Raw genomic sequence first — 19,958 nt, forward strand, 5'->3', positions numbered from 1 at the left:
TGCGAGGTCGCAGGCGTGACAGCTATGGTCGGCCTCGTGGCGATGGCAGACGACGCACAGACAGACCTTCCAGCAGATCCGAGCGCTCCCTGGCTCGAACTTGCTCCTCACTACGAGCGCGCCCGAGCCAGGGAGGACTCGCTGGATCGGCTTGTCGAGTGGCCTGCGCAGCGACACCTGCTGGGTGATATCACCGGATGCTCAGTGCTCGATGTCGGTTGTGGCAACGGCGGCAAGCTCGCTGAGTTGGTCGGAGACGGTGCGACCGCCTCGGTAGGTGTTGACCTCAGTGGCAACTTCCTCAATGACCCGCTGCCCGGCTTGGAGTTCATCCGAGGAGATCTCTCTGAGCTGGATTCTCTGCCTGGGCTCGCCGGTCGCAGGTTCGACCGGATCTTGTTCCTGCAGTCTTTCGGTTACGCGAAAGATCCGGTCCGCACCCTGCAGGCAGCGCGCGCAATGCTGGCCGACGACGGATTCATCCTGTTGACCAGGACGCAGCCAATCCGATACGCCGTCGAACGGTCCGAACAGAATGGCACCTCCCTGGGCGAGGAGTATTTCTCCACCGCCCCGTTCTCCTACCTCAGCGGCTGGAACGACCAAATCACCCTCACCAAGCGTGCCTACACGATCTCTGACCTGCTCAACGAGTTCGGTGCGGCCGGGCTGTGGGTCGAGACCGCGCTCGAGCCCCAACTGCCCGAGGACGCCCGACTCCGCTACCCGCACAAGCAGGCGTGGATGAACAAGTACCTCGGCATCCTGATCTTCAAGCTCCGGCCGCTTCCCAGCCAGTAGCCGCGTCCGGCTGTCTCACCGAAACGCTGCGATGGCTCGGGCAGCTATCCGCTGGTTGCGCTCGTTGCGGTCGACGTCCCAAGTCGGCCAGCCGTCGTCGAGGGTCGGAGTGTGCCCGCTGCGGACAGACTCCCGATACTGGATGCAGGCAAGCCACAGCGGTTTCATACCGAGGATCCCAGGGAGCCTCTGGATTTCTTCGTCGGTGAGCTGCACATGCTCGGAGTAGCCACGCGCCGCCGCGTCGACAAGGGCTAGATCGCCCTCTGCCGCAGTCGTCAGCAGCCAGGCGAGCGCGGGTAGTCGCGGACCGCGGCCAGACCCCGCCCAGCCGACGATGACGAGATCTCCCGGCGTACCGACGGCTGACCAGGCGTGATAGTTGCCATGGGTCAGAGCCGGGGGGAGTCCTTCAGCGTCATCGGCGTTCTCGACACGATCACGCAGCAACTCGAAACCTTCCCGGCCCTCGGGGGCGACCTCGTCCTCGACGCTGACCAGGAAGCTCATGGCCGCGGCAAGATCCTCTTTTGGCCGTCCAACGTGGAAGCCGCCACCGGCTTCGTCGGACCCACCGTCCCGGGCGACTGCGCCATCACCTGCGGGGAGAGCGTGCAACCGCCCGAGCAGAGTCCCGAGTTCGTGGTGTACTGCGGCTTCGGGCGCATCGGGCCGACCACCTTCGACGAACCTCGTCACGATCACGCCGCTGCCGTTGAACACCGACACCGGCTCCGCATGCGCGACGCGTTCGGCCGGGAAGTTGTGCTCAGCCAGGAATCGCAGGATTTCCGCGTCGCCCTCGACCCGGCTGACCTGGTCTGCCGGCGAGGAGAAGATACGCGCAATCCACGGCGCCGCCGTAGCGCCCATGCTGCTGGAGCCCGCACAACCATGTCAACCAGAGGGCGGGATCGGGTCCGTCGGCAAACCGCAGGCGAGACGGGGGAGCACGGCTTAAAGTGCTGTGCATGTGCAGGACTCATCCCGAAGGGCTGCCGGCCGGGGTTCTGGACGACGTGGCCGGCGTGGTCGGGGCAGAGGTCACTCTTCTCGGTCGCCTACCCGGAGGCTTCGATGTGGGTGCCATGCGCGTTGAGTTGGCCGGAAGGGCAAATGCAGTGCTCAAAGCATGGCCGAGGGCACGCCCCGACCAGCTGGACGAGTCGTTGCGAACCCAGAGAATCGTCGAGCACATGCGCACGCGCGGCTATCCCACCCCGGCCTGGCTCGGAGTGGGAGCCACAGCCACACATGTATGGCACCTGATCGACTTCGTCGACGCAGCTCCCGCGCCAGAGCTGACCCCCTCCCTCGTTGAGCAGCTGATGGAGATCAACGAGCTCCAGGCCGGCCAAGCCTCCGAGCCCTACGACCACTGGTCGTACGCCTGGCGTCTCGCCACCGGTCAGGACTTTGGGCAAGACCTAGCTCCGAGTCTGTCGAGGGCTGTCGCCGGGCTTTCGGGTTACTCCTCCGCGGTATCGGCATTGGTGGAGCGCCTGCGCCTCATGTGTGCCGACGGCTCCCCACCACCAAAGCCACCTGACATGGTCCACGCCGACTTCAAGCCCGACAACGTCATGGTCCGTGACGGCGCGGTCGTTGCAGTTGTGGATATCGGGAACGCAGGCAGCGGCACACGCGCGACCGATCTCACCACCCTCCAGTGGCACACCTTCCAAGATCCGCTCGACGGTGCCCGACGGCGCCTATCGACGAGAATCCTCGACCTCGTCGATTGGGAGGGAGCGGCAGTCCTCGCCGCGACACAGATCCTTACGCAGCTCGAGTGGCCCATCCGTCACGGGCACCACGATGTCGTTCCAGGTGTGGTCAAGCGCGGCCATCGCGCCCTCGACGAACTGAACGCGCTCCGCTAACTGCAGAACGGGCCGGGCGAGGCGGTAGGTTCCATGGCTGTCCCTGCCTATCTGTCGTCGGAGAGGTGTGACCGCATGTCAATGATCAGTAACTCAGAGGCGATCGCAGCGTGGTCGGCGATGCCGATTGACGCGATTGAGGCGTACGACGATCAGGGCGACTTTCCCAAGCGCCACTTGATGAATGGGAACCTGCTCCGGATGCTGGGGCCGGTCGATGGCCGGAAAGTCCTCGATGCAGGCAGTGGCGAAGGCTATTTGAGCCGACTGATGGCCGATGGGGGAGCTGAGGTGGTTGGTGTGGAGCCGGCTGCCGCACTGCTGGCACGCGCTCAGAAGATCGAGCAGGAGCGGCGTCAGGGGATCAGGTTCGTGCAGGCTGATCTCTCGACGTTGCCGGAGGTTGGTCAGCCGTTCGATGCGGTGGTCTGCAGCATGGTGCTGCTCGCCATACCCGCTTGGCAGTCGGCGATGGCGGCGTGCGTCGGCGCGCTGAAGCCGGGCGGCCGGTTCGTCTTCTCGATCACTCATCCGGCGTTTGAGAATCTCTACCCAACGTGGCGGGATCACGGTCATTACCAACTTGATCGGTACCTGGATGAGTACGAGATGCCAGAGGGCTGTGCACCCGATTTCCACCGGCCATTGTCGGCCTACATCAACGAGGTCGTCGGTCTCGGCTGTCGCCTGACTGAACTGTGCGAACCGAGACTTGATCCACAGGTCGCATCAGAGAGCGGAATCGACGCTATCGAGTCCTACGTCGCGCTGCCGAACTTCCTGATCATCAGCGCCGAACGCGACAGATGACCAGGCAGTGACCTCCGGTTGAGGCGTACGCAGGCTACTAGTTGACATAATGTCCATTATCGGCGCTTAAGTAGGACGAGTTGAAACAGGCCGGCCACGCCTACGCGTCGGTCACCAGCGTCTACACATCGGTCGGTGACGACTTCAAGCAGAAAGCCATCCAGAAGATGATCACCCGCCGCATTGCGCGTCCCGAGGAGGCGAATCCCGATGGCTGAGCAACGCCGCATCGGCTACAAGTGGAACCTGCGCACCGTGATGGCGCAGCGGAACCTCTGGAAGAGCACCGAGCTCATGCCGCTGCTCAAGTCGCGCGGCATCAACCTGTCCGAGAGCCAGGTCTATCGACTCGCCACAGCCACCCCTGAGCGCATCCCGGCGCGCACGTTGCGGCCCTGTGCGACGTCCTCTGCTGCGAGCCCAACGACTTGTTCGAGCCGTACGTCGAGCTGCGCGCAGCGAAGACCGCGGACGCGCCGAAGCGGCCCGAGGACGTCGGAGTGAAACCGGGGAACCCGATCGCGCGCCGCGTGCGGCTCGTCCTGGACGACGAAGATGGCTAGACCCCGGAAGACGAGCGATCCGACCCGGTGGCCGGTCCCCTGCGGCCGCTGCGGCGGACATCACCAGATCGTTGCCCTCGGCCCGGTGCCGATCATCGCCGACGCCCTTGGCCACCACCCGTCCACCATCGAGCGCCACGCCATCGGCTCGGACAGCGTGTACTCCCAATACATCGCAGCCAGACGCCAGATGGCCTGATCGCCCGCACGCGCTGTCTCCACGCAGACCGTTCGATCATGCCGATGTGCGGTCGCGTCGATAAGCCGTGGAAGGATCTCGGCCTGATCGCGACAATGGCCCAGGTGTTTGTTGGCCGAGAGGCAGGCTGCCCAAGATCCGGCAAGGAGTGTGCGTCTCATGAGCGAGCAGTTCTACTCGGACGCGAGGTTGTACGACCGGTTGTTCCCCGGAGGCGAACAGGCCGTCGACTTCTATAGGACCGAGGCCGATCGGCAAGGTGGGTCGGTCTTGGAACTCGGGAGTGGCACCGGACACAAGCTAATCCCGATCGCATCCGACGGGCATCCGTGCATGGGCCTGGAGCTCTCGCCGGACATGCTTGCCGAAGCTCAGCGCAAGGCAGACGAGCGCGGCGTGGAGGTGCAGTGGGTGCAGGGCGACATGCGCGAGTTCGACCTGGGAAGAACGTTCGATCTCGTGTTCATCGCCGCCAATTCACTGCTTCATGTGCATGAAACTGAGGACTTGGTGGACTGCTTCCGGTCGGTGCGAAAGCACCTGGCGCCCGGAGCGCGGCTCATCTTCGACGTGTTCAACCCGAGCGTGCGCATGCTTGCCCAGGCCGACGGCGTTCGACGCAGGCGCGACGCATTGTCGTTCGTGGATCCCGATCGTGGCGTAGTCCATGTCGATGTCGCGGAGACCTACGACGCGGCCGCGCAGGTGACTCGCGGCAGGTGGTACTTCTCGACCGATTCCGAGGTCGACTTCAGTGTCACGCCGCTCGAGATCAGGAGCATCTTCCCCCAGGAGTTGCCGCTGCTGCTCTCGCTTGGCGGTCTGCGGGTTGATGAACGCTTCGGCGACTGGTCCCGTGCGCAATTCACCGCAGATGCAACGCTCCAACTCTACGTCTGCGCACCGGACTGGACGCGCTAGACCTGAGCGATCTCGGCACCGCCGGAGTCCACCTGGTGTATGGGGAGGACGTGTGGCGGCCCCTGCACACGCCGCGCAGCGCGCCCCACAAGGAACTCCCCTGGCGGGCCATCCGCGACACCATTGAGTCTGCCATCATCGATGCACCCTGAGCCTCGCAACCGAGTACTTCACCGCGTGCCCCCGCCTGGAGCAGCCGGTTGCAAGTGAGGCTGCTCGGGCGACCCTTCTGCTCCGTAGGGGCAGGCACCCTGATCGCGACCCTCTCTCTGCGCTCCGGACGTCGTCCACCAGGTGCTCATCGTCGCTCGCCGGTGCAGGTCGCGTCGCACATCACGTCGGTTCGGCCGGCTCGCGCATCGTCCATTCGTGCGGCAGCGCCGCGAACCACATCACGTCGATGCGCTCGCCCTGCCACACGCTGTGTGCGCGCATCGTTCCCTCGTGCACGAACCCCGCTCGGCGGGCCACCGCAGCCGACGCTTCATTGTCCGCCTCGACCGTCAGGAATGCGCGAGCTGCGCCGAGCTCGAACAACCACCGTGTGAGCAGAACCACCGCCCGAGTCGCGTACCCGCGCCCTCGCGCGCCCGGCCCGATCCAGTAGCCGAACTGCGCTACGTCTCCCTTCGACCAGTCATCGACGCCGCAGCAGCCGACCAGGCCACCAGAGGCTGCGTCCGTGATCGCGAATGCGACACCAGATGGTGGCTGCGCCGCGCCGAACGCCCGCCACCTCGACGCGAACTCGTCGATGATCGCTTCAGCATCCTCGATCGAGAGCGGCGGAGCCGGCCGGCCGAGTCGGTCGTGGGCCCCGTTGTAACGTCGGATCGCTGGATCGGCGAATGCTTCCGCCATGAACCCGGCGTCATCTCTCGACCACGGTCGGAGAGTGACCACACCATCCGAGAGCGACACCACCGGAATATCGGCATCCGCTCCACGCACGTCCATCGGCACCTTTCGCTCCGGTTTGACCCCTGCACGTCGACCCCGGAGTTTACGCCGAGCCTCCTCTGGGGCTCACCGCCGCCAACCTCGGGTCCGCGTCGACGACGAGGACAGCTCAGCCAGCTGGCTGAGCCGCGAGCCGGCAGGACTGGTTCAGGTCATCCTCCAGGCACCCTCACCTGCCGCGGACCGGGCGCTACTCCCGGCTCATCAACTGCCGTTCCTGCCAGTTAACCAACGAGAGTAGAAGTAGGCCACGAAGGCGTGCTACCGGCCGCATCGACGGGCAGCCTGCTTGCAGGCGACGCGCGCGGCCCGGCGCTGTCTTCACGTGGAGCGCTCGCTCATGTCGATGAGTGACCGGCTCCGGGCCGCATGCCGGGCCGATCAGATTTCAGGTGCGGCGGTAGGAGATGCCTCCAGGGTGAAGAAGATGAAACCGATGAAGCGGGTGGGGTCGGTGTCGCTCGGGGGCAGCAGTTCGGGCGGCGTGTCCGGTGATACTGGCGGCTCGCTGATCGCAGAAATCCTGAAGCCCGCAGCGGTGAACGACTCCGACATTGCGCTCAGCGAGCGGTACCAGATCGTGAGTGTTGCGGAGACCCCGTCGAAGTCGTACTCCTCCGAGTTCGGCACGGTCGCGAAGTAGTCGACTTCGGGGTACATCACCGGCGGGATAACCGGGTGGTTGACCACCACGACCAACCGACCGCCAGGCCTCAGCACCCGCCGCAGCTCGGTCAGCGGGCCCGACCAGTCCTCGAGGTAGTGCAGCACGAGCACAGCCAACGCGTCGTCGAACGCCTCGTTGTCGTACGGAAGCGGCAGAGTCAGGTCGGCAACCTTCAGGTCGGCGTCGTCTCCGAGCCGTGCACGGGCGAGCCGGATCATCGCAGGGCTCGCGTCGAACCCGGCCACGCTCGCTCCTCGCTCCTTCAGGTCAGCGACGAGCGGCCCTGAACCGCAGCCGGCGTCCAAGATCCGGCGCCCGGCGACGTCACCCAGCAGGTCGAGCACCGCCGGCCGGGCGTACCACCTGTTGAACAGGCCGTTCTCGTTCGCGTGCGCATACGCTTCGGCGAAGCCGTCGTAGTGGTCCGGTTGCTGCTCGGCGGTCTGCGCCTCGGAGGTCATGCCGAGCTAGTGTGCCAGGTCCGATGGGCCAACTACCTCGTCCCGCAGCCGCAGACGATGCCCTGATCCACCGATCCCTGCCAGTTATCCGAAGCATGTTCCAGGCATGGATCTACGGCAGATGTACGAAGCCGGCGTAGTCCGCGCCGGCCGGCCCTGGGCGTGAAGTTCCGTCGCGGGTCCAGCCGTGCCGTTCGTAGAACCGGATGGCACGAGAGTTCCGTTCCCAGACATCGACTTCGCCGACGGCGTCAGTCTGGCGTGCGATGGAGATGAAGCGTGTCATCAGGGCGCTACCGACGCCACTCGACCACTGGCCTGGCTCTACGAAGATCCCGACGAGCCGGACGCGGGTCTCGTGAGGCGCATTGGTCGGAAACACTCCGTTGGCATCGAGCGTGATTACACCGACGATGTCGTCACCCAAGACGGCTACCAGGACGGTGAGTCGAGCGTCCAGCACCATCTTGCGCCAGGACTCCCGGTACTTCTCGTCAGGAGTCGCAGCCACCTCGTGGCCGCCGGCACCGTAGTACACAGCACGCGACCGGGCACGCAGCTCCGCAAGCGCATCGCTGTCGCCGGGTGCTGCGTCTCGAATGCGGACTACCTGAGTTGGCTCTGCCATCTAGACGACGCCGGCCACGTTGATGACCACGGTGTGGCCGTGTGGCTGGAATCTTGTGTCGGGGGCTAGCTCACCGGTTCCGATCTCGAACTGGAGCCCCGTCCTCGAGCCCTTCTGGTGTTGGCGGACATACGTGACACTTTCAGCGAACGATCCGATAAGCGAGAACACAGCCGCTCGTGCGTGCCCCACACTTGTCGGCTCGCCATGCCACTCGAGGTCGAGGATGAAGGTGTGCTGATCGTCGGTCGAGCTGGCTCGCACAGCGAGCCGCCCATCGTCCTGACACCATCGTTCAACATGCGGCAGCAGATGATCCTCAGGTTGCTCAGTGACCCATAGCGGCTCCTGGAAAGCCGCCAGGAGATCACTCGCGCCAGGGACCAACCGCTTGGCGTCCCCCACGCCGCGTCCGGTTCCGTCGTCCTCCCATCGGGCCCGCATGTGAGGACGGTACCCCAGTCCTTAGTACCCGCGGGCCCCGTCGAGCTGGAGAAGCTGGCGGGACGACGCGAAGCCGAGTCGCTCGTACACGGGAACAGCTTTCCGCCCAGAGTGGACAGTCACGTGGCCGGCTCCGAGTTCCAGCGCGTGGTCGGCCGCGGCCTGGACGAGCGCTGATCCGACACGGTTGCCGCGGAACTCCGGTACGACGTACACGCTCTGGATGTCAGCCGAACGCCGCGTCGTCGCGCCCGGCCTGGGCACCCGCGGAACGATCGCCAGCCAAGCCATCCCGACGAGCTCGGACTCGTCCATCCGAGCGACGAACGCGAAATGCGAGTCGTTGTCGGTCCACCAGGACGCAAGATCGGCGGCGAACTCCTCGACGGATTGCTCGGCGCGCTGCTCGGGTGCGGCGTTCAGCCAGAGCAGCCGAGCCAGCTGCGCCACGTCGGCCTGACCTGCGAGGCAAATATCCACCTGGCCAATACTCCCCCAGCTCCCCCGCCGCTGGAAAACCGTTTCCTGCTTAGCTCATGAGCTCTTGCAGCCGCTCTGCGCTGGTCGTATCGGCCGGCAGGAACGTCTCGATGGCGAGGCTGGCGGCTGTCACTTCCAGTGGAGCGCCCATGGTGGCGATCAGGGTGAAGAGACGGACCGGTCCCAGGCGAGTCTTGAGATCGAGGGTGACCATCGGCTGCTGAGCCGGGGCCGTCGGCGGGGCGTCGGGTAGGTAGGGCTCGACCTCGTCCAGCAGTTCGGCCAGCGCATCGTCGGCGGTCTCGCGGCTGCGGCGTTTCAGTTGGTGGATGAGCGGCAGACTGCAGGCAGCCGTCATCGAGGAGATGCTCGGCAGGCCGCCTGGATGCACCGAGAGACGCAGCATGTTCATCGGTGGCTTCAGAAGTTCGGGGTCCACGCCGGCCCACAGCAGCGACGCGGCGGCGTTCGCGTCGATCAGGTTCCACAGCCCGTCGACGATGAGCGCCGGGTTGGGCAGGTGGGCGTCGAGCAGCCGCCCGAGCGATTCGCGCAGCGGCTGCATGGCCTCGGAGTTGTACGGCTGGTCGAGGTAGATCGGCGCGAACCCGGCCGCGAGCAGCAACCGGTTGCGTTCGGCGATCGGCAGGTCGAGATGGTTCGAAAGATGGACCAATAGCTGACGGCTCGGTTGCGCGCGGCCCGTCTCCACGAAGCTCAGGTGCTTGGTCGACACCTCGGCGTCAAGCGCCAGTTCCAGCTGACTCAGCCGCCGGTGCACCCGCCAGAACCGCAGCAGCTCGCCGGCGGTCTGTGGCTCTTCCAGGACGGTCATAACAACTGAAGGGTACGGCGGATCGCGGCCGGCCAGCCATTACCCGCGAGGTAACTGCACCAAGGAGGTAATTGAACCTCTCCCCCGGCGCCCGGATCGTTGACGCCATGAACCCCACCTATACAGCAGTCGCAACCTCATCCGGCCGCGAGTCCCGCGCCGTCACAGCTGACGGTCAGCTCGACGTTCAGCTCGCTTTCCCCAAAGAGATGGGCGGAACCGGCGACGGCGTCAACCCTGAACAGCTCTTCGCCGTCGGCTGGGCCGCGTGCTTCTCCACCAGCCTCGACCGCGTCGCCCAGGCCCGGGGTATCGACGCCTCGGACGTCGCCGTCACCGCCGAGGTCAGCCTCGTTCCCGCTGACGGGAGGTTCGAGCTGGCCGCCGTACTGCGCGTCGAACTCCCCGACCACCTCCAGGGCGAGCCCGGCAAGAAGTTGCTCGAAGCAACAGAAAACGTCTGCCCGTACTCCCGCGCCGTGCGGGGCAACATCTCGGTGCAGATCGTCACCGAATGACGCCGTGCTCGGCGAGGATCGCCTCCAGCGTGTCGTGACCCTGGGTGAAGTCCCACAGCTCAGCGTTGAGGCCGGCGGTGCGGGCACCGGTGATGTTGCGGGAGGTGTCGTCGATGAACAGGATCGTCGACGGGTCGGCGCCGATGCGGTCCGCGGCCCGGGTGAAGAACGCAGGATCCGGCTTGGCCACGCCGAGGTCGTACGAGTAGCAGCTCACGTCGAACAGATCGTCGTACCCGAGGACCGTCCGCATGTGCTCGCCGCGGTAGCACTCCTGGTTGGTCCCGAGATGTACGCCGTACCCGCCGCGCTTCAGGGCTCGCACGATGTCGAGCGACTCCTCGATGAGCACGATGTTCTTCCAGACCGCGTCGTACACCTCGGTCGCCGGCGTGCTGACGCCGTACCGCGTCAGGGACGCTTCGAGCACCGGCAGGTAGTCGCCTTCCCACGCAAGCATCGGCAGCTCGTCCGACCAGGTCTCATGCAGAAAGTCCCGCGCCCGCTCCCCCACATACGGCTCCATCGCCGCGTACCAACCACCCGGCAGATCCTGCAGCACCCCATCCGCGTCGAACAACACATGCCGAACCCGCGAATCAGCCATGCGAGCGATTCTGCACGAGTTTCAGCTGATGAGCCTCCGGGTCTCGAAACCACGCGAACCGGAGTCGCTTGTCCGGTGAATCAACCGGCGGTACGACGGGAGTCGCGCCGGCGGCCAATGCGCGTTCGTAGAAGTCGTCGACGTCCTCGCACCAGAAGACCACCTCGGTGGACGGAGTGCTCGACGCGGCGACACCCAGGCCGACGAGGTCGTTCGCGACCTGGGCGGAGGTGAGGCCGATCCGGACACCGGCGGCTTCGACCTCGACGTGCTGGATCGGGCCGGTCGCCGGTGCGCGGAACGCTTCGGTCAGGCCGAGGCGGGTGTAGAAGGCCAGGCAGGCATCCACGTCGGCGCAGAACAGGTTGACCTGGAGTTGGGCGATCACACGAGCGAGCTTAGGACCAGGATCGGTTCGAGGGCTTCGTCGGCCGGAGTCTCCTCAGGCACCGCCTCTGATTCGGTCGGGTCCTGTTGCTGTACGTCGCCGTAGATGGCGGCGACGTACAGCTTGGGGATCAGGCACATCAGGACGGGTCTTGCAGGATGCCGAGGACGTTGCCGTCCGGGTCGGTCAGCGTGGCGACCAGGCGGCCGCCGCCGACGTCCTTCGGGGCGTCCTTCAGGGTGCCGCCGGCGGCGGTGATGTCGGCGATCTTGGCCTCGATGTCGGTGACGTGCCAGTAGGCCGTCGGCGAGGTCAGGTCGCTGTTCGGCACGAGGCCGATCTGCTGCCCCTCGGCCTCGAACCCGACGTAGTACGGCGAGTCAGCCATCGGCTCGATGCCGAGCAGCGCGGCGTACACGGGCTTGGCCTTCTCGAGGTCGGTGACCGGGTGCAGGATCGTCTTGACGCCTTGCGTGGAAGTCATTTCAGCATCTCCAAATTCGGGTTTCGCTTACTGACTGTCACGTTAGTCGCGCCGACTCGCCGGTGCTTCTTGATTCCTGACCGGTTATCCGACGTACTCCGCGAGGTGCTTGCCGGTCAGCGTCTTCGGCTTCTTGATGAGCTCTGCAGGGGTGCCCTCGAAGACGAGCTTGCCGCCGTCATGGCCGGCGCCCGGGCCGAGGTCGATGATCCAGTCGGCGTGCGCCATGACGGCCTGATGGTGCTCGATGACGATGACGGACTTGCCGCCGTCGACCAGCCGGTCCAGCAGGCCGAGGAGCTGCTCGACGTCGGCGAGGTGCAGACCGGTGGTCGGCTCGTCGAGTACGTAGATGCCACCCTTCTCCCCCATGTGCGTCGCCAGCTTCAGCCGCTGCCGCTCGCCGCCGGACAGCGTAGTCAACGGCTGACCGAGCGAGACGTACCCGAGCCCGACGTCCGCCAGCCGCGCCAGGATCGTCGAAGCGGCCGGAGTCCGCGCGTCGCCCTCGGTGAAGAACGGCAACGCCTCCGCCACCGGCATCGCGAGAACCTCCGCGATGTTCTTCCCACCGAACGTGTACTCGAGCACCGCAGCCTGGAAACGACGACCCTCGCACTCCTCACACGGCGACTCGACCGTCGCCATCACGCCGAGCTCGGTGTAGATCACGCCCGCGCCCTTGCACGCCGGACACGCACCCTCGGAGTTCGCACTGAACAGGGCAGGCTTCACGCCGTTGGCCTTCGCGAACGCCTTCCGGATCGGCTCAAGGAGACCGGTGTACGTCGCCGGGTTGCTGCGCCGGGACCCCCGGATCCCGCCCTGATCGATCGCCACGACCCCTTCACGATCAGCGATCGACCCGCGGATCAACGAGCTCTTCCCGGAGCCGGCCACACCGGTCACCACGACCAGCACACCCAGCGGTACGTCGACATCCACGTCCTGCAGGTTGTTCAAGGAAGCTCCACGCACCTCCAACGCGCCCGACGCCGAACGCACCGACGACTTCACCGAGGCCCGGTCGTCGAGGTGCCGTCCAGTCAGCGTCCCACTGGCACGAAGCTTGTCCAGCGTCCCCTCGAACACCACCTCGCCACCACCCGACCCGGCACCCGGGCCGAGGTCGATGACATGGTCGGCGATCGCGATCGTCTCCGGCTTGTGCTCCACGACCAGCACGGTGTTGCCCTTGTCGCGCAACTGCAGCAGCAGGTCGTTCATCCGCTGGATGTCGTGCGGATGCAGCCCGATCGTCGGCTCGTCGAAGACATACGTCACGTCGGTCAGCGACGACCCGAGGTGGCGGATCATCTTGGTCCGCTGCGCCTCACCGCCGGACAGCGTGCCCGCGGGACGCTCCAGCGACAGATACCCGAGGCCGATGTTGACGAACGAGTCGAGCGCCTCACCCAGCGCCTTGAGCAGCGGCGCGACCGAGGGCTCCTTCAACGCGCGGATCCAGTCGGCCAGGTCGGTGATCTGCATCGCACACAGGTCCGCGATGTTCTTGCCCTTGATCTTCGAGGACCGCGCTTCCGCGCCGAGCCTGGTCCCGTTGCAGTCGGGGCAGGTCGTGAACGTCACCGCACGCTCGACGAACGCGCGGATGTGCGGCTGCATCGCGTCGACGTCCTTGGACAGGAACGACCGCTGGATCGCCGGGATGATGCCGTTGTAGGTGAGGTTGATGCCCTCGACCTTGATCTTGGTCGGCTCCCGGTGGAGCAGGTCGTGCAGTTCCTTCTTCGTGTATTTCTTGATCGGCTTGTCCGGGTTGAAGAACCCGGAGCCGCGGAAGATCCGCCCGTACCAGCCGTCCATGCTGTAGCCGGGGATCGTCAGCGCGCCCTCGTTCAGCGACTTGTTCTCGTCGTACAGCGCGGTCAGGTCGAAGTCGGTGACCGAGCCCATGCCCTCGCAGCGCGGGCACATGCCGCCGGCGTACACCTGCTCGCGGACGACCTTCTTCTCGCCGGCGCCCTTGTCCGCGGTCATCGACCCGGTCGCGGTCCGCTTCGGCACGTTGAACGAGTACGCCGTGGGCGGGCCGACATGCGGTTTCGCGATCCGGCTGAACAGGATCCGGAGCATCGCGTTCGCGTCGGTCGCCGTACCGACCGTGGAGCGCGGGTTGGCGCCCATCCGCTCCTGGTCGACGAGGATCGCGGTGGTCAGACCGTCGAGTACGTCGACCTCGGGGCGGGCCAGCGTCGGCATGAAGCCCTGCACGAACGCGCTGTACGTCTCGTTGATCAGCCGCTGCGACTCGGCCGCGATGGTGCCGAACACCAGCGAGCTCTTGCCCGACCCGGACACCCCGGTGAACGCGGTCAGCCGGCGCTTCGGGATCTCGACGCTGACGTCCTTCAGGTTGTTCACCCGCGCCCCGGTGACCCGGATCATGTCGTGGCTGTCGGCAACGTGTTCGTCGCGGCTCATGCGTGTCTCCTCTGGAAGGACGGGTTCAGGAGGCTTGGTTGATCCGGACGTGGTTGCCGGCCGGATCGCGGAACGCGCAGTCACGGACGCCGTACGGCTGGTCCATCGGCTCCTGGATCACCTCGGCGTCGGTGGCCTGCAGCCGCTCGAACAGACCGTCGAGGTCGTCGCTCTGCAGCACGACGGTCGCGTAGGTGCCCTTCGCCATCATCTCGGCGATGGTACGGCGCTCGTCCTCGGTGAGACCGGGGTCGACGGCCGGCGGCGTGAGCACGATCGAGGTGTCCGGCTGACCGACCGGGCCGACCGTGATCCAGCGCATGCCCTCGTACCCGACGTCCATCCGGACCTCGAAGCCGAGCAGGTCGCGGTAGAAGCGGACGGACGCTTCGGGATCGGTGTGCGGCAGGAAGCTGGCGTGAATCTTGATGTCCGCGTTGTTCGTCATGGCGTCAAACTACGTGCCGGACGACGGAGATGCTTCTCGATTCCTGATCGGTCGCGTTACCTGTTTCGCGACACACGACGGGATGCCGAGGGTCGCGTCGCCGGCGCGGTCCTTGTACGCACTCGGCGGCATGCCGACCAGTTCGGTGAAGCGGGTGCTGAACGTGCCCAGCGACTGGCAGCCGACGGCGAAGCAGACATCGGTGACACTCATCCCGCCGCGCCGCAGCAGCATCATCGCCCGCTCGATCCGCCGCGTCATCAGATACCCGTACGGCGACTCTCCGTAAGCGCGCTTGAACTCGCGGCTGAGATGCCCCGACGACATGTGCGCACCACGGGCGAGCGCGTCGACGTCCAGCGGCTGCGCGTACTCCCGGTCGATCCGGTCCTTCACACGCCGCAGCCGCGCCAGATCCGCCAGGCGCTGCTCGTCGGTCGTTCCGCTACTCACGGTACAGATCCTGCCAGGTCAGGCAACCGAAGTCACCCGCCCGGCTAGCGAGTCAAAGGTGACGTGTCTTTCGCCGTACCAGCAGCCGCCCCGCCGCTCGCCGGACGTCCGGCCGCACCGTCGGCCCGCTCGCCGGGCACAGTCACGCGCGGCGCGGCCTGAGCCCCGAGGGCGCGCTGAACGCTCCGCGCAAGCTCGGGGTCGGGATGCGCGGCGATGCCCTCGTTGACCGCCTTCACACCGGCGTCGGCGGTCGCGTACCCGAGGCGGTAGGCGAAGTTCTGCTCCTCGTCCCTGACCGCGGGCGCGCTTTCGTAGCGGCCCTCGAGCAGGCGCTGGCTCATCGCGTTCCGCACCTCGGCGACCAGGTCCGGGTCCGGCGAGTGCCGTTTCGAACCGCGCTCACCCGGATCGGCGGACGTGACGATCGAGGTGGCCGCGGACTCGAGAGTCTGGTCGATGTCACCGCGCGCCATGTACGCGCGCACGTTGGGCAGGAAGTCGGTGTTGTCGATGTGGTACCCGACGTTGTCGTCGCGGTTGTACTCCTCGGCGAGCCGTTGGGCGAACCCGTCGGCCAGGTTGCCCAACGGACCCTTCGGAAGGTCGGCCCAGCGTTCGTTGTTCTGACGCCATCCCATACTCGCCGCGGCGCTCGCGTTCATCACGGCGTCGGACCAGGTCACCTCTTGCCCGTTCTGCTCGTAGGCATGAAGCTGCATGGTGGCTCCAGTGGCATCGAGCGCCCGGCGCCACCAGGCGTCGTCGGACGGATTGCGGTACGAGCCTGACTCGACGTGCGGCTGCGACATCGGCATCCTTCGGTTGTCCCAGATCGGCGACGACAAGATGTCACGCCGGTGGGTCAGCGACCGGTGGTGCCGTCGAGTTGTTCGCGGATGATGTCGGCGTGGCCCGCGTGCCGGGAGGTCTCGCCGATGACGGCGAGGACGGCCCAGCGAAGGTTGTGGGTCTTGCCGTTGCGGGTCACCGGACATTCGGGGTCGCCGAGTTTGGCGATGATGTCGTTGGAGGCGGCGCAGGCGGCCTTGTACTCGGCGCGCAACGTCGTGAGAGACACGTCGGGGTCGACCTGCATGGAGCGCTTGCCGCGCGAGGCCTTGCCGCCCGCCACGACCTCCTCGATCCACAGCGACTCGACGAAGGTCAGGTGCTGGATCAGTCCGGCCACATTCGTCCCGGACTCGACCGTACTGCGGCGTGCGTCCGCCTCGCTCAGGCCGGCCAGCTTCTTCAGTACGCCGGCCCGCAGCCCGTCAAGCGTCTCCACCAGCTGTTCGAGCTCGGTCACGTCTTGCACGGTCCGATCGTTGCGACGAGGCCATGGTGGTCCGACTTCGGCACCTTGAACCAGCCGGTGTCGTCCGAGCACCAGCCGGGTTTGATGAACAGGTGGTCGATCCGGACGAACAGTGCGGCCCATCGGCCGATCTGCGACGGCCGGCCCCACCCGTTCAGCATCGCGTCCTTCAGCGGATCGGCCAGCACGCGGTAGTCGCGGCCGCGGTCCGTCGTGTTCATGTCGCCGGAAATCACGACCGGGTGGTCGTCGCGCGCCGCCCGCAGGGCAATCTGCTCGATCAGCCGGTGATGATTCGCGACGGTCGTCTCGTACGGAACCGTGTCTGCGGGCGCGTTGTACGACGACCCGCCGGACGAGTACCAAGGCTTCGGCACGTGGACGGCGATCAGGTCGAAGTCGCCCGACGGCGCATGCACCCGGAGTACGTATCCCGGAAGATCCGGCCCGGGCTGTTCGAGCACCGTCATCGGCCAGCGGCTGAAGACGCCGACGGCCGGACCGTTCCAGTCCGCCACATGCTCCGGATACGCCTCGGACAACCGCTCCGTCAGCGGCTGCCCGATCTCGGAGATCACGAGTACGTCGGCCTTCTGCGCGATCAGGCTGTCGGCGCCTTCGAGCTCCCCGGCGCCGATGTTCGCCGCGGCGAACCGTACGGCGCGACTCGGATCGACCGTCCCCGACCCGTGCGGGATCCACGGCCCGACCGTGCCGACGATCCCGACCAGCAGCGTCGACACCGCGAACGCGACAGCCGCACGGCGACGGCGCCCGAGCACACCCACCAGCAACGCCACGATCAGCGCCAGCGGCAACAGGATCGCCAGCACATCCGTCACCACGCCGAACCGGTCCCGGAGCAAGAACCATGCCCACGGCAACAATCCGGCGATCACGATCCCGGCGTACCGCCAAGTTCGAGACGGAGCACCCCCCACCCCTACCTCAGTCCCCTCCACTCAACCAGGCTATGCCATGCCCGAAACTAACGGGCCCAGTTGAGGTACGCGACATTGGCAAGGAGCCAGCCGAAGCCGATGGCCTGCTGGCCGTCGCGTTCCGGAGTCGGCTGGTAGCGGTTGTAGAGGGCTAGGCACTGCGCGTGGACCCGTGGGTCCCATGCGTTCGCCTGCATCCAGCGCGGCGCCTGCTGCGCGACCGAGGGCGCACCGACCGTGGTCCCGGCGACCGTGGTGTGGATGACGGGCAGGCCGTCCGCGTCGGTGGTCACGACGTTCTGGGTGAACGTACGGGCGATCCGCGCCATGTCCTGCGCCGTGAACGCGAGCCGCGCACGAAACGCCCGTACGGCGAACTCGACGTCGATCGCCCCATGGCTGACGTCCTCGAACTGGCGGGCCGGGCCGCCGGACGGGGTGAAGACCGAAACATCGGTGTCGGGGTCTCCGGTCTTCACGAACCCGTCGTAAATGCGCCCGCCCGTCGGCCAGTAGTGCCACAGATAGGCGTCGCCGGCGTCGACTGTGAACTGGCCGGCCAGCATCCGGCCCATCGCGGCGACCTTCCGCGGGTACTCGCGGTCGCGGGTCGCCAGCGCCAGCTCGACCAGGGTCTGACCTAGACCGACCGATTGATTGAGCGGCTGCTCGCATCCGTCGTACGCGAGCGGCTGGGTCTTCGGCCAGATCAGGTATCCGCCGTCGCGGTACTCCCAGTCGTGGACCGCGACCGCCTCCCGGCAGGCGACCAGGTACTCAAGCGCCTTCCGCAGGTAGCGCCGCCGCAGGGCCGGCGAGCTCAGCACGATCCGCACGAAGATCGCGATTGGATACGTGATCATGCCGGTGTGGACGGCAAAGATCACTGGCTCGCAGTGCATCGTGGACGAGCCGAGCTGGGGTACGTCGCCTGCACGTGGGACTGCCCGGCGATCAACGGCGGTCAGCTGGAGAGATCCCGGCGCGGCCGCGTAGATCCGGCTGACCGCATAGTCGGGGCTGGCCGGGTCCAGGGACAGGTCCGTGTGTGTGACCGTGCGGTTGACGAAGGTGTTGACGAGCTGGACCGTGAACGTGTCCGGGCGCGTCCCGGCCGTGACGGTGATCGTGGTGTCCTCGGCGTACGACAGGGCCTCGCGGAGATCGAGCAGCGGCTGACCGTTGCCGTCGGCAAGGGTTGCGTAACCCGTGGTGTACGGGTGGTCTGCACGCCAGGCCGGCAGCGACCGGCCGCGATAGTCCTTGACGCCGCGTTTGTTGTCCCGGACCGACAGCACTTGGTCGACGTTGTCGATTAGCCGGTCGAGGTAATACGTGTCGCGGTACTTCTCGTACATCCGGACCAGCCCGAGCATCACGTACGACTGGCTCCACGCGAGCATCCCGGATCGGCCGTCACGGTTGCTGTTGTCGTTCGGCTGGTCCGGCTGACCGGGACCGCCTTGCTGGAACAGGCGATCCCAGTCGTCGAAGGTCTTACGGGCGGTGTAGTCGATCTCATCGGCGTACGCCGGGAGCGTGGTCAGGCTTGTCGCGGCGACAGCACCGGCTGCTGCCAGGCGGAGAACGGCACGACGGGACGGACGGATGTCGGGCATGGCGGGCGGCCTCCAGCTGATGATGGGCGGTCAGCAGGGGACCTACATTCTCCCGCGGGGAATCGATTTACGACAGGTCGAGTGTGAGTGGTAAATCATTGAGGAAGTCGGCGGCGTCGAACATCGCACCGGCGGACGCCACCCCTTGTACGCGGCTGGAGCCGGCCAAGATCCGCCGTACGGCGCCCACCGCGAGCGGGGCCGAGATCGCGTAGATGTCCTGCCCGCTCGCCGTCGCCCGCCGCTCCTCGCCACCGGTCCGGACCCGGACGTCGACGATGAACGTCTGGTCCGATCGGCCCGCGTCGTCGACCGCGACCGGCGCCGGAGTGTCCGCGTCCATGAGATCGCCGGCGGCAGCGACCGTCATGTAGGTGCGGACCTCGGGGACGGCGAGGTGGCTCGGGATGGTGACGACATCGGCCATCGTGAATTCCGGGATCACACGACGCCGGCCGAGCGGCTCCGGGAACGTCCAGTCCTCCTGGGTCGGCTTGTCGTCGTGGTGCTGCAGGGCGCCGTCGGTGAAGCGGAGCCGGCGGCCGTTGCGGCGGTCGTGCGAGACCTGGCCGGCGGCGCGCGTACCGGATGTCGGGTGCCAACTGGTCAGTCCGTAGGCGACGTGCACCTCGTCGGCGCTGGTCCGCTCCCCCAGCGCCGCGGTCGTCAGCAGGTCGCCGAGGCCGCCGTAGAACGCCATCGCCGGCACGACCGGGGTGTCGCTGTGCCTGGCGTACGTCGACACGTTGGCCTCGATCTCCGCGGCGACGTCGACGTACGGGATCCTGGCGCGGATGGCTGCGTCGATCATCGGGTCCGCGGTCGCAGCGAACGGGCCGGCGCAGTTGATCACCGCGGCGGCGTTCTTCAGCGCCTGGTCGAGGGCGTGCGGATCGTCGACCGAGGCCGGGCGGATCTCCAGGTCCCACAGCGCTTCGAGTGCGCTCGAGTTCCGGCCGGATGCGATCACCGGCAGACCTTGGCGCAGCAGTTCCTCGACGACGAACCGGCCGGTGTGACCGGTTGCTCCATAGACCACGACAGCGTTCATACGTCGAGTCTCGCCGTACCGCATGAGACAG

General features: G+C 66.6%; 26 protein-coding genes. 8 read left to right on the forward strand and 18 right to left on the reverse strand.

Going from position 1 to position 19,958, the window contains the following annotated elements; translation table 11 throughout:
- Positions 1–24 precede the first annotated feature (24 nt).
- On the forward strand, positions 25–801 hold the full coding sequence (locus tag EV645_RS34210; protein WP_130448488.1) for a class I SAM-dependent methyltransferase: 777 nt from the start codon (positions 25–27) through the stop codon (positions 799–801).
- A 15-nt stretch (positions 802–816) separates the two neighbouring features.
- On the opposite strand, the gene EV645_RS34215 is transcribed toward EV645_RS34210, so the two are convergent.
- Positions 817–1,674, reverse strand: coding sequence for a phosphotransferase enzyme family protein (locus tag EV645_RS34215; protein ID WP_242000835.1), 858 nt, complete (start codon positions 1,672–1,674; stop codon positions 817–819).
- Between the two features lie 98 nt (positions 1,675–1,772).
- Between EV645_RS34215 and EV645_RS34220 the strand changes: the two genes are divergently transcribed.
- The 6 genes from EV645_RS34220 (at position 1,773) to EV645_RS34240 (ending at position 5,177) form a co-directional block, all read left to right on the forward strand.
- Positions 1,773–2,684, forward strand: a complete 912-nt coding sequence (locus tag EV645_RS34220; protein ID WP_130448208.1) for a phosphotransferase family protein — start codon at positions 1,773–1,775, stop codon at positions 2,682–2,684.
- 75 nt (positions 2,685–2,759) lie between these two features.
- Positions 2,760–3,494 carry a class I SAM-dependent methyltransferase gene (locus EV645_RS34225; RefSeq protein ID WP_130448209.1) on the forward strand — a complete coding sequence of 245 codons (735 nt, stop codon included), beginning with the start codon at positions 2,760–2,762 and terminating at the stop codon, positions 3,492–3,494.
- A gap of 80 nt (positions 3,495–3,574) precedes the next feature.
- Complete coding sequence (locus tag EV645_RS42445; protein ID WP_198682050.1) at positions 3,575–3,712, forward strand: hypothetical protein; 138 nt, start codon at positions 3,575–3,577, stop codon at positions 3,710–3,712.
- Entirely contained in the window at positions 3,705–3,998 is a 294-nt protein-coding gene (locus EV645_RS34230; protein WP_198682051.1) for a helix-turn-helix domain-containing protein, read from the forward strand. The genes EV645_RS42445 and EV645_RS34230 overlap by 8 nt, the downstream gene beginning before the upstream one ends.
- Before the next feature lie 51 nt (positions 3,999–4,049).
- Positions 4,050–4,256 (forward strand): hypothetical protein, encoded by a 207-nt coding sequence (locus tag EV645_RS34235; protein ID WP_130448210.1) that lies wholly within the window; start codon positions 4,050–4,052, stop codon positions 4,254–4,256.
- Between the two features lie 159 nt (positions 4,257–4,415).
- Positions 4,416–5,177, forward strand: a complete 762-nt coding sequence (locus tag EV645_RS34240) for a class I SAM-dependent DNA methyltransferase (protein WP_130448211.1) — start codon at positions 4,416–4,418, stop codon at positions 5,175–5,177.
- Positions 5,178–5,510: 333 nt separating this feature from the next.
- On the opposite strand, the gene EV645_RS34250 is transcribed toward EV645_RS34240, so the two are convergent.
- The 5 genes from EV645_RS34250 to EV645_RS34270 form a co-directional block, all read right to left on the reverse strand.
- Positions 5,511–6,134 (reverse strand): GNAT family N-acetyltransferase, encoded by a 624-nt coding sequence (locus EV645_RS34250; RefSeq protein ID WP_277877135.1) that lies wholly within the window; start codon positions 6,132–6,134, stop codon positions 5,511–5,513.
- 384 nt (positions 6,135–6,518) lie between these two features.
- On the reverse strand, positions 6,519–7,265 hold the full coding sequence (locus tag EV645_RS34255) for a class I SAM-dependent methyltransferase (protein WP_130448213.1): 747 nt from the start codon (positions 7,263–7,265) through the stop codon (positions 6,519–6,521).
- Positions 7,266–7,377: 112 nt separating this feature from the next.
- Positions 7,378–7,893, reverse strand: a complete 516-nt coding sequence (locus EV645_RS34260) for a GNAT family N-acetyltransferase (RefSeq protein WP_130448214.1) — start codon at positions 7,891–7,893, stop codon at positions 7,378–7,380.
- 465 nt (positions 7,894–8,358) lie between these two features.
- Positions 8,359–8,817: a GNAT family N-acetyltransferase gene (locus EV645_RS34265; protein ID WP_157997224.1), complete on the reverse strand. Its 459-nt coding sequence runs from the start codon at positions 8,815–8,817 to the stop codon at positions 8,359–8,361.
- Between the two features lie 49 nt (positions 8,818–8,866).
- On the reverse strand, positions 8,867–9,652 hold the full coding sequence (locus EV645_RS34270; protein ID WP_130448216.1) for a helix-turn-helix domain-containing protein: 786 nt from the start codon (positions 9,650–9,652) through the stop codon (positions 8,867–8,869).
- 107 nt (positions 9,653–9,759) lie between these two features.
- On the opposite strand from EV645_RS34270, the gene EV645_RS34275 reads away from it, so the two are divergent.
- The gene (locus EV645_RS34275; protein ID WP_130448217.1) at positions 9,760–10,170 is read left to right on the forward strand and encodes an Ohr family peroxiredoxin; all 411 of its coding nucleotides are present in this window, start codon (positions 9,760–9,762) and stop codon (positions 10,168–10,170) included.
- Here the strand turns inward: EV645_RS34275 and EV645_RS34280 are convergent.
- From EV645_RS34280 to EV645_RS34330, 12 genes are all read right to left on the reverse strand, one after another.
- The gene (locus tag EV645_RS34280) at positions 10,160–10,777 is read right to left on the reverse strand and encodes an HAD family hydrolase (protein ID WP_130448218.1); all 618 of its coding nucleotides are present in this window, start codon (positions 10,775–10,777) and stop codon (positions 10,160–10,162) included. The two genes, EV645_RS34275 and EV645_RS34280, sit on opposite strands and share 11 nt — an antisense overlap.
- The gene (locus EV645_RS34285) at positions 10,770–11,165 is read right to left on the reverse strand and encodes a VOC family protein (RefSeq protein ID WP_130448219.1); all 396 of its coding nucleotides are present in this window, start codon (positions 11,163–11,165) and stop codon (positions 10,770–10,772) included. The genes EV645_RS34280 and EV645_RS34285 overlap by 8 nt, the downstream gene beginning before the upstream one ends.
- Complete coding sequence (locus tag EV645_RS42020) at positions 11,162–11,305, reverse strand: hypothetical protein (RefSeq protein WP_157997225.1); 144 nt, start codon at positions 11,303–11,305, stop codon at positions 11,162–11,164. Before EV645_RS42020 ends, EV645_RS34285 begins: the two co-directional genes overlap by 4 nt.
- Positions 11,305–11,649 (reverse strand): VOC family protein, encoded by a 345-nt coding sequence (locus tag EV645_RS34290; protein ID WP_130448220.1) that lies wholly within the window; start codon positions 11,647–11,649, stop codon positions 11,305–11,307. The genes EV645_RS42020 and EV645_RS34290 overlap by 1 nt, the downstream gene beginning before the upstream one ends.
- Positions 11,650–11,733: 84 nt before the next feature.
- The gene (locus EV645_RS34295) at positions 11,734–14,094 is read right to left on the reverse strand and encodes an ATP-binding cassette domain-containing protein (RefSeq protein ID WP_130448221.1); all 2,361 of its coding nucleotides are present in this window, start codon (positions 14,092–14,094) and stop codon (positions 11,734–11,736) included.
- 25 nt (positions 14,095–14,119) lie between these two features.
- Positions 14,120–14,542 (reverse strand): VOC family protein, encoded by a 423-nt coding sequence (locus tag EV645_RS34300; RefSeq protein WP_130448222.1) that lies wholly within the window; start codon positions 14,540–14,542, stop codon positions 14,120–14,122.
- A gap of 9 nt (positions 14,543–14,551) precedes the next feature.
- Positions 14,552–14,995, reverse strand: a complete 444-nt coding sequence (locus EV645_RS34305) for a helix-turn-helix transcriptional regulator (RefSeq protein ID WP_130448223.1) — start codon at positions 14,993–14,995, stop codon at positions 14,552–14,554.
- A 44-nt stretch (positions 14,996–15,039) separates the two neighbouring features.
- Positions 15,040–15,807 (reverse strand): hypothetical protein, encoded by a 768-nt coding sequence (locus tag EV645_RS34310; RefSeq protein ID WP_130448224.1) that lies wholly within the window; start codon positions 15,805–15,807, stop codon positions 15,040–15,042.
- A gap of 53 nt (positions 15,808–15,860) precedes the next feature.
- Positions 15,861–16,307, reverse strand: a complete 447-nt coding sequence (locus EV645_RS34315) for a DinB family protein (protein ID WP_157997226.1) — start codon at positions 16,305–16,307, stop codon at positions 15,861–15,863.
- The gene (locus EV645_RS34320) at positions 16,304–17,215 is read right to left on the reverse strand and encodes an endonuclease/exonuclease/phosphatase family protein (protein WP_157997227.1); all 912 of its coding nucleotides are present in this window, start codon (positions 17,213–17,215) and stop codon (positions 16,304–16,306) included. The genes EV645_RS34315 and EV645_RS34320 overlap by 4 nt, the downstream gene beginning before the upstream one ends.
- A gap of 89 nt (positions 17,216–17,304) precedes the next feature.
- Positions 17,305–18,876 (reverse strand): hypothetical protein, encoded by a 1,572-nt coding sequence (locus EV645_RS34325; protein ID WP_130448227.1) that lies wholly within the window; start codon positions 18,874–18,876, stop codon positions 17,305–17,307.
- Between the two features lie 67 nt (positions 18,877–18,943).
- Positions 18,944–19,927, reverse strand: coding sequence for an NAD(P)H-binding protein (locus tag EV645_RS34330; protein WP_130448228.1), 984 nt, complete (start codon positions 19,925–19,927; stop codon positions 18,944–18,946).
- Positions 19,928–19,958 lie beyond the last annotated feature (31 nt).

Source organism: Kribbella rubisoli (genome assembly GCF_004217145.1).
In the GTDB taxonomy this organism is placed as follows: domain Bacteria; phylum Actinomycetota; class Actinomycetes; order Propionibacteriales; family Kribbellaceae; genus Kribbella; species Kribbella rubisoli.

Coding starts and splice junctions, on each gene's coding strand:
- EV645_RS34240 (WP_130448211.1), top strand. CDS start 4,416: ATGAGCGAGCAGTTCTACTCGGACGCGAGGTTGTACGACCGGTTGTTC.
- EV645_RS34295 (WP_130448221.1), bottom strand. CDS start 14,094: ATGAGCCGCGACGAACACGTTGCCGACAGCCACGACATGATCCGGGTC.
- EV645_RS34290 (WP_130448220.1), bottom strand. CDS start 11,649: ATGACTTCCACGCAAGGCGTCAAGACGATCCTGCACCCGGTCACCGAC.
- EV645_RS34235 (WP_130448210.1), top strand. CDS start 4,050: ATGGCTAGACCCCGGAAGACGAGCGATCCGACCCGGTGGCCGGTCCCC.
- EV645_RS34270 (WP_130448216.1), bottom strand. CDS start 9,652: ATGACCGTCCTGGAAGAGCCACAGACCGCCGGCGAGCTGCTGCGGTTC.
- EV645_RS34255 (WP_130448213.1), bottom strand. CDS start 7,265: ATGACCTCCGAGGCGCAGACCGCCGAGCAGCAACCGGACCACTACGAC.
- EV645_RS34325 (WP_130448227.1), bottom strand. CDS start 18,876: ATGCCCGACATCCGTCCGTCCCGTCGTGCCGTTCTCCGCCTGGCAGCA.
- EV645_RS34275 (WP_130448217.1), top strand. CDS start 9,760: ATGAACCCCACCTATACAGCAGTCGCAACCTCATCCGGCCGCGAGTCC.
- EV645_RS34280 (WP_130448218.1), bottom strand. CDS start 10,777: ATGGCTGATTCGCGGGTTCGGCATGTGTTGTTCGACGCGGATGGGGTG.
- EV645_RS34250 (WP_277877135.1), bottom strand. CDS start 6,134: ATGGACGTGCGTGGAGCGGATGCCGATATTCCGGTGGTGTCGCTCTCG.
- EV645_RS34310 (WP_130448224.1), bottom strand. CDS start 15,807: ATGTCGCAGCCGCACGTCGAGTCAGGCTCGTACCGCAATCCGTCCGAC.
- EV645_RS34220 (WP_130448208.1), top strand. CDS start 1,773: ATGTGCAGGACTCATCCCGAAGGGCTGCCGGCCGGGGTTCTGGACGAC.
- EV645_RS42020 (WP_157997225.1), bottom strand. CDS start 11,305: ATGTGCCTGATCCCCAAGCTGTACGTCGCCGCCATCTACGGCGACGTA.
- EV645_RS34230 (WP_198682051.1), top strand. CDS start 3,705: ATGGCTGAGCAACGCCGCATCGGCTACAAGTGGAACCTGCGCACCGTG.
- EV645_RS34210 (WP_130448488.1), top strand. CDS start 25: ATGGTCGGCCTCGTGGCGATGGCAGACGACGCACAGACAGACCTTCCA.
- EV645_RS34260 (WP_130448214.1), bottom strand. CDS start 7,893: ATGGCAGAGCCAACTCAGGTAGTCCGCATTCGAGACGCAGCACCCGGC.
- EV645_RS34300 (WP_130448222.1), bottom strand. CDS start 14,542: ATGACGAACAACGCGGACATCAAGATTCACGCCAGCTTCCTGCCGCAC.
- EV645_RS34330 (WP_130448228.1), bottom strand. CDS start 19,927: ATGAACGCTGTCGTGGTCTATGGAGCAACCGGTCACACCGGCCGGTTC.
- EV645_RS34225 (WP_130448209.1), top strand. CDS start 2,760: ATGTCAATGATCAGTAACTCAGAGGCGATCGCAGCGTGGTCGGCGATG.
- EV645_RS34215 (WP_242000835.1), bottom strand. CDS start 1,674: ATGGGCGCTACGGCGGCGCCGTGGATTGCGCGTATCTTCTCCTCGCCG.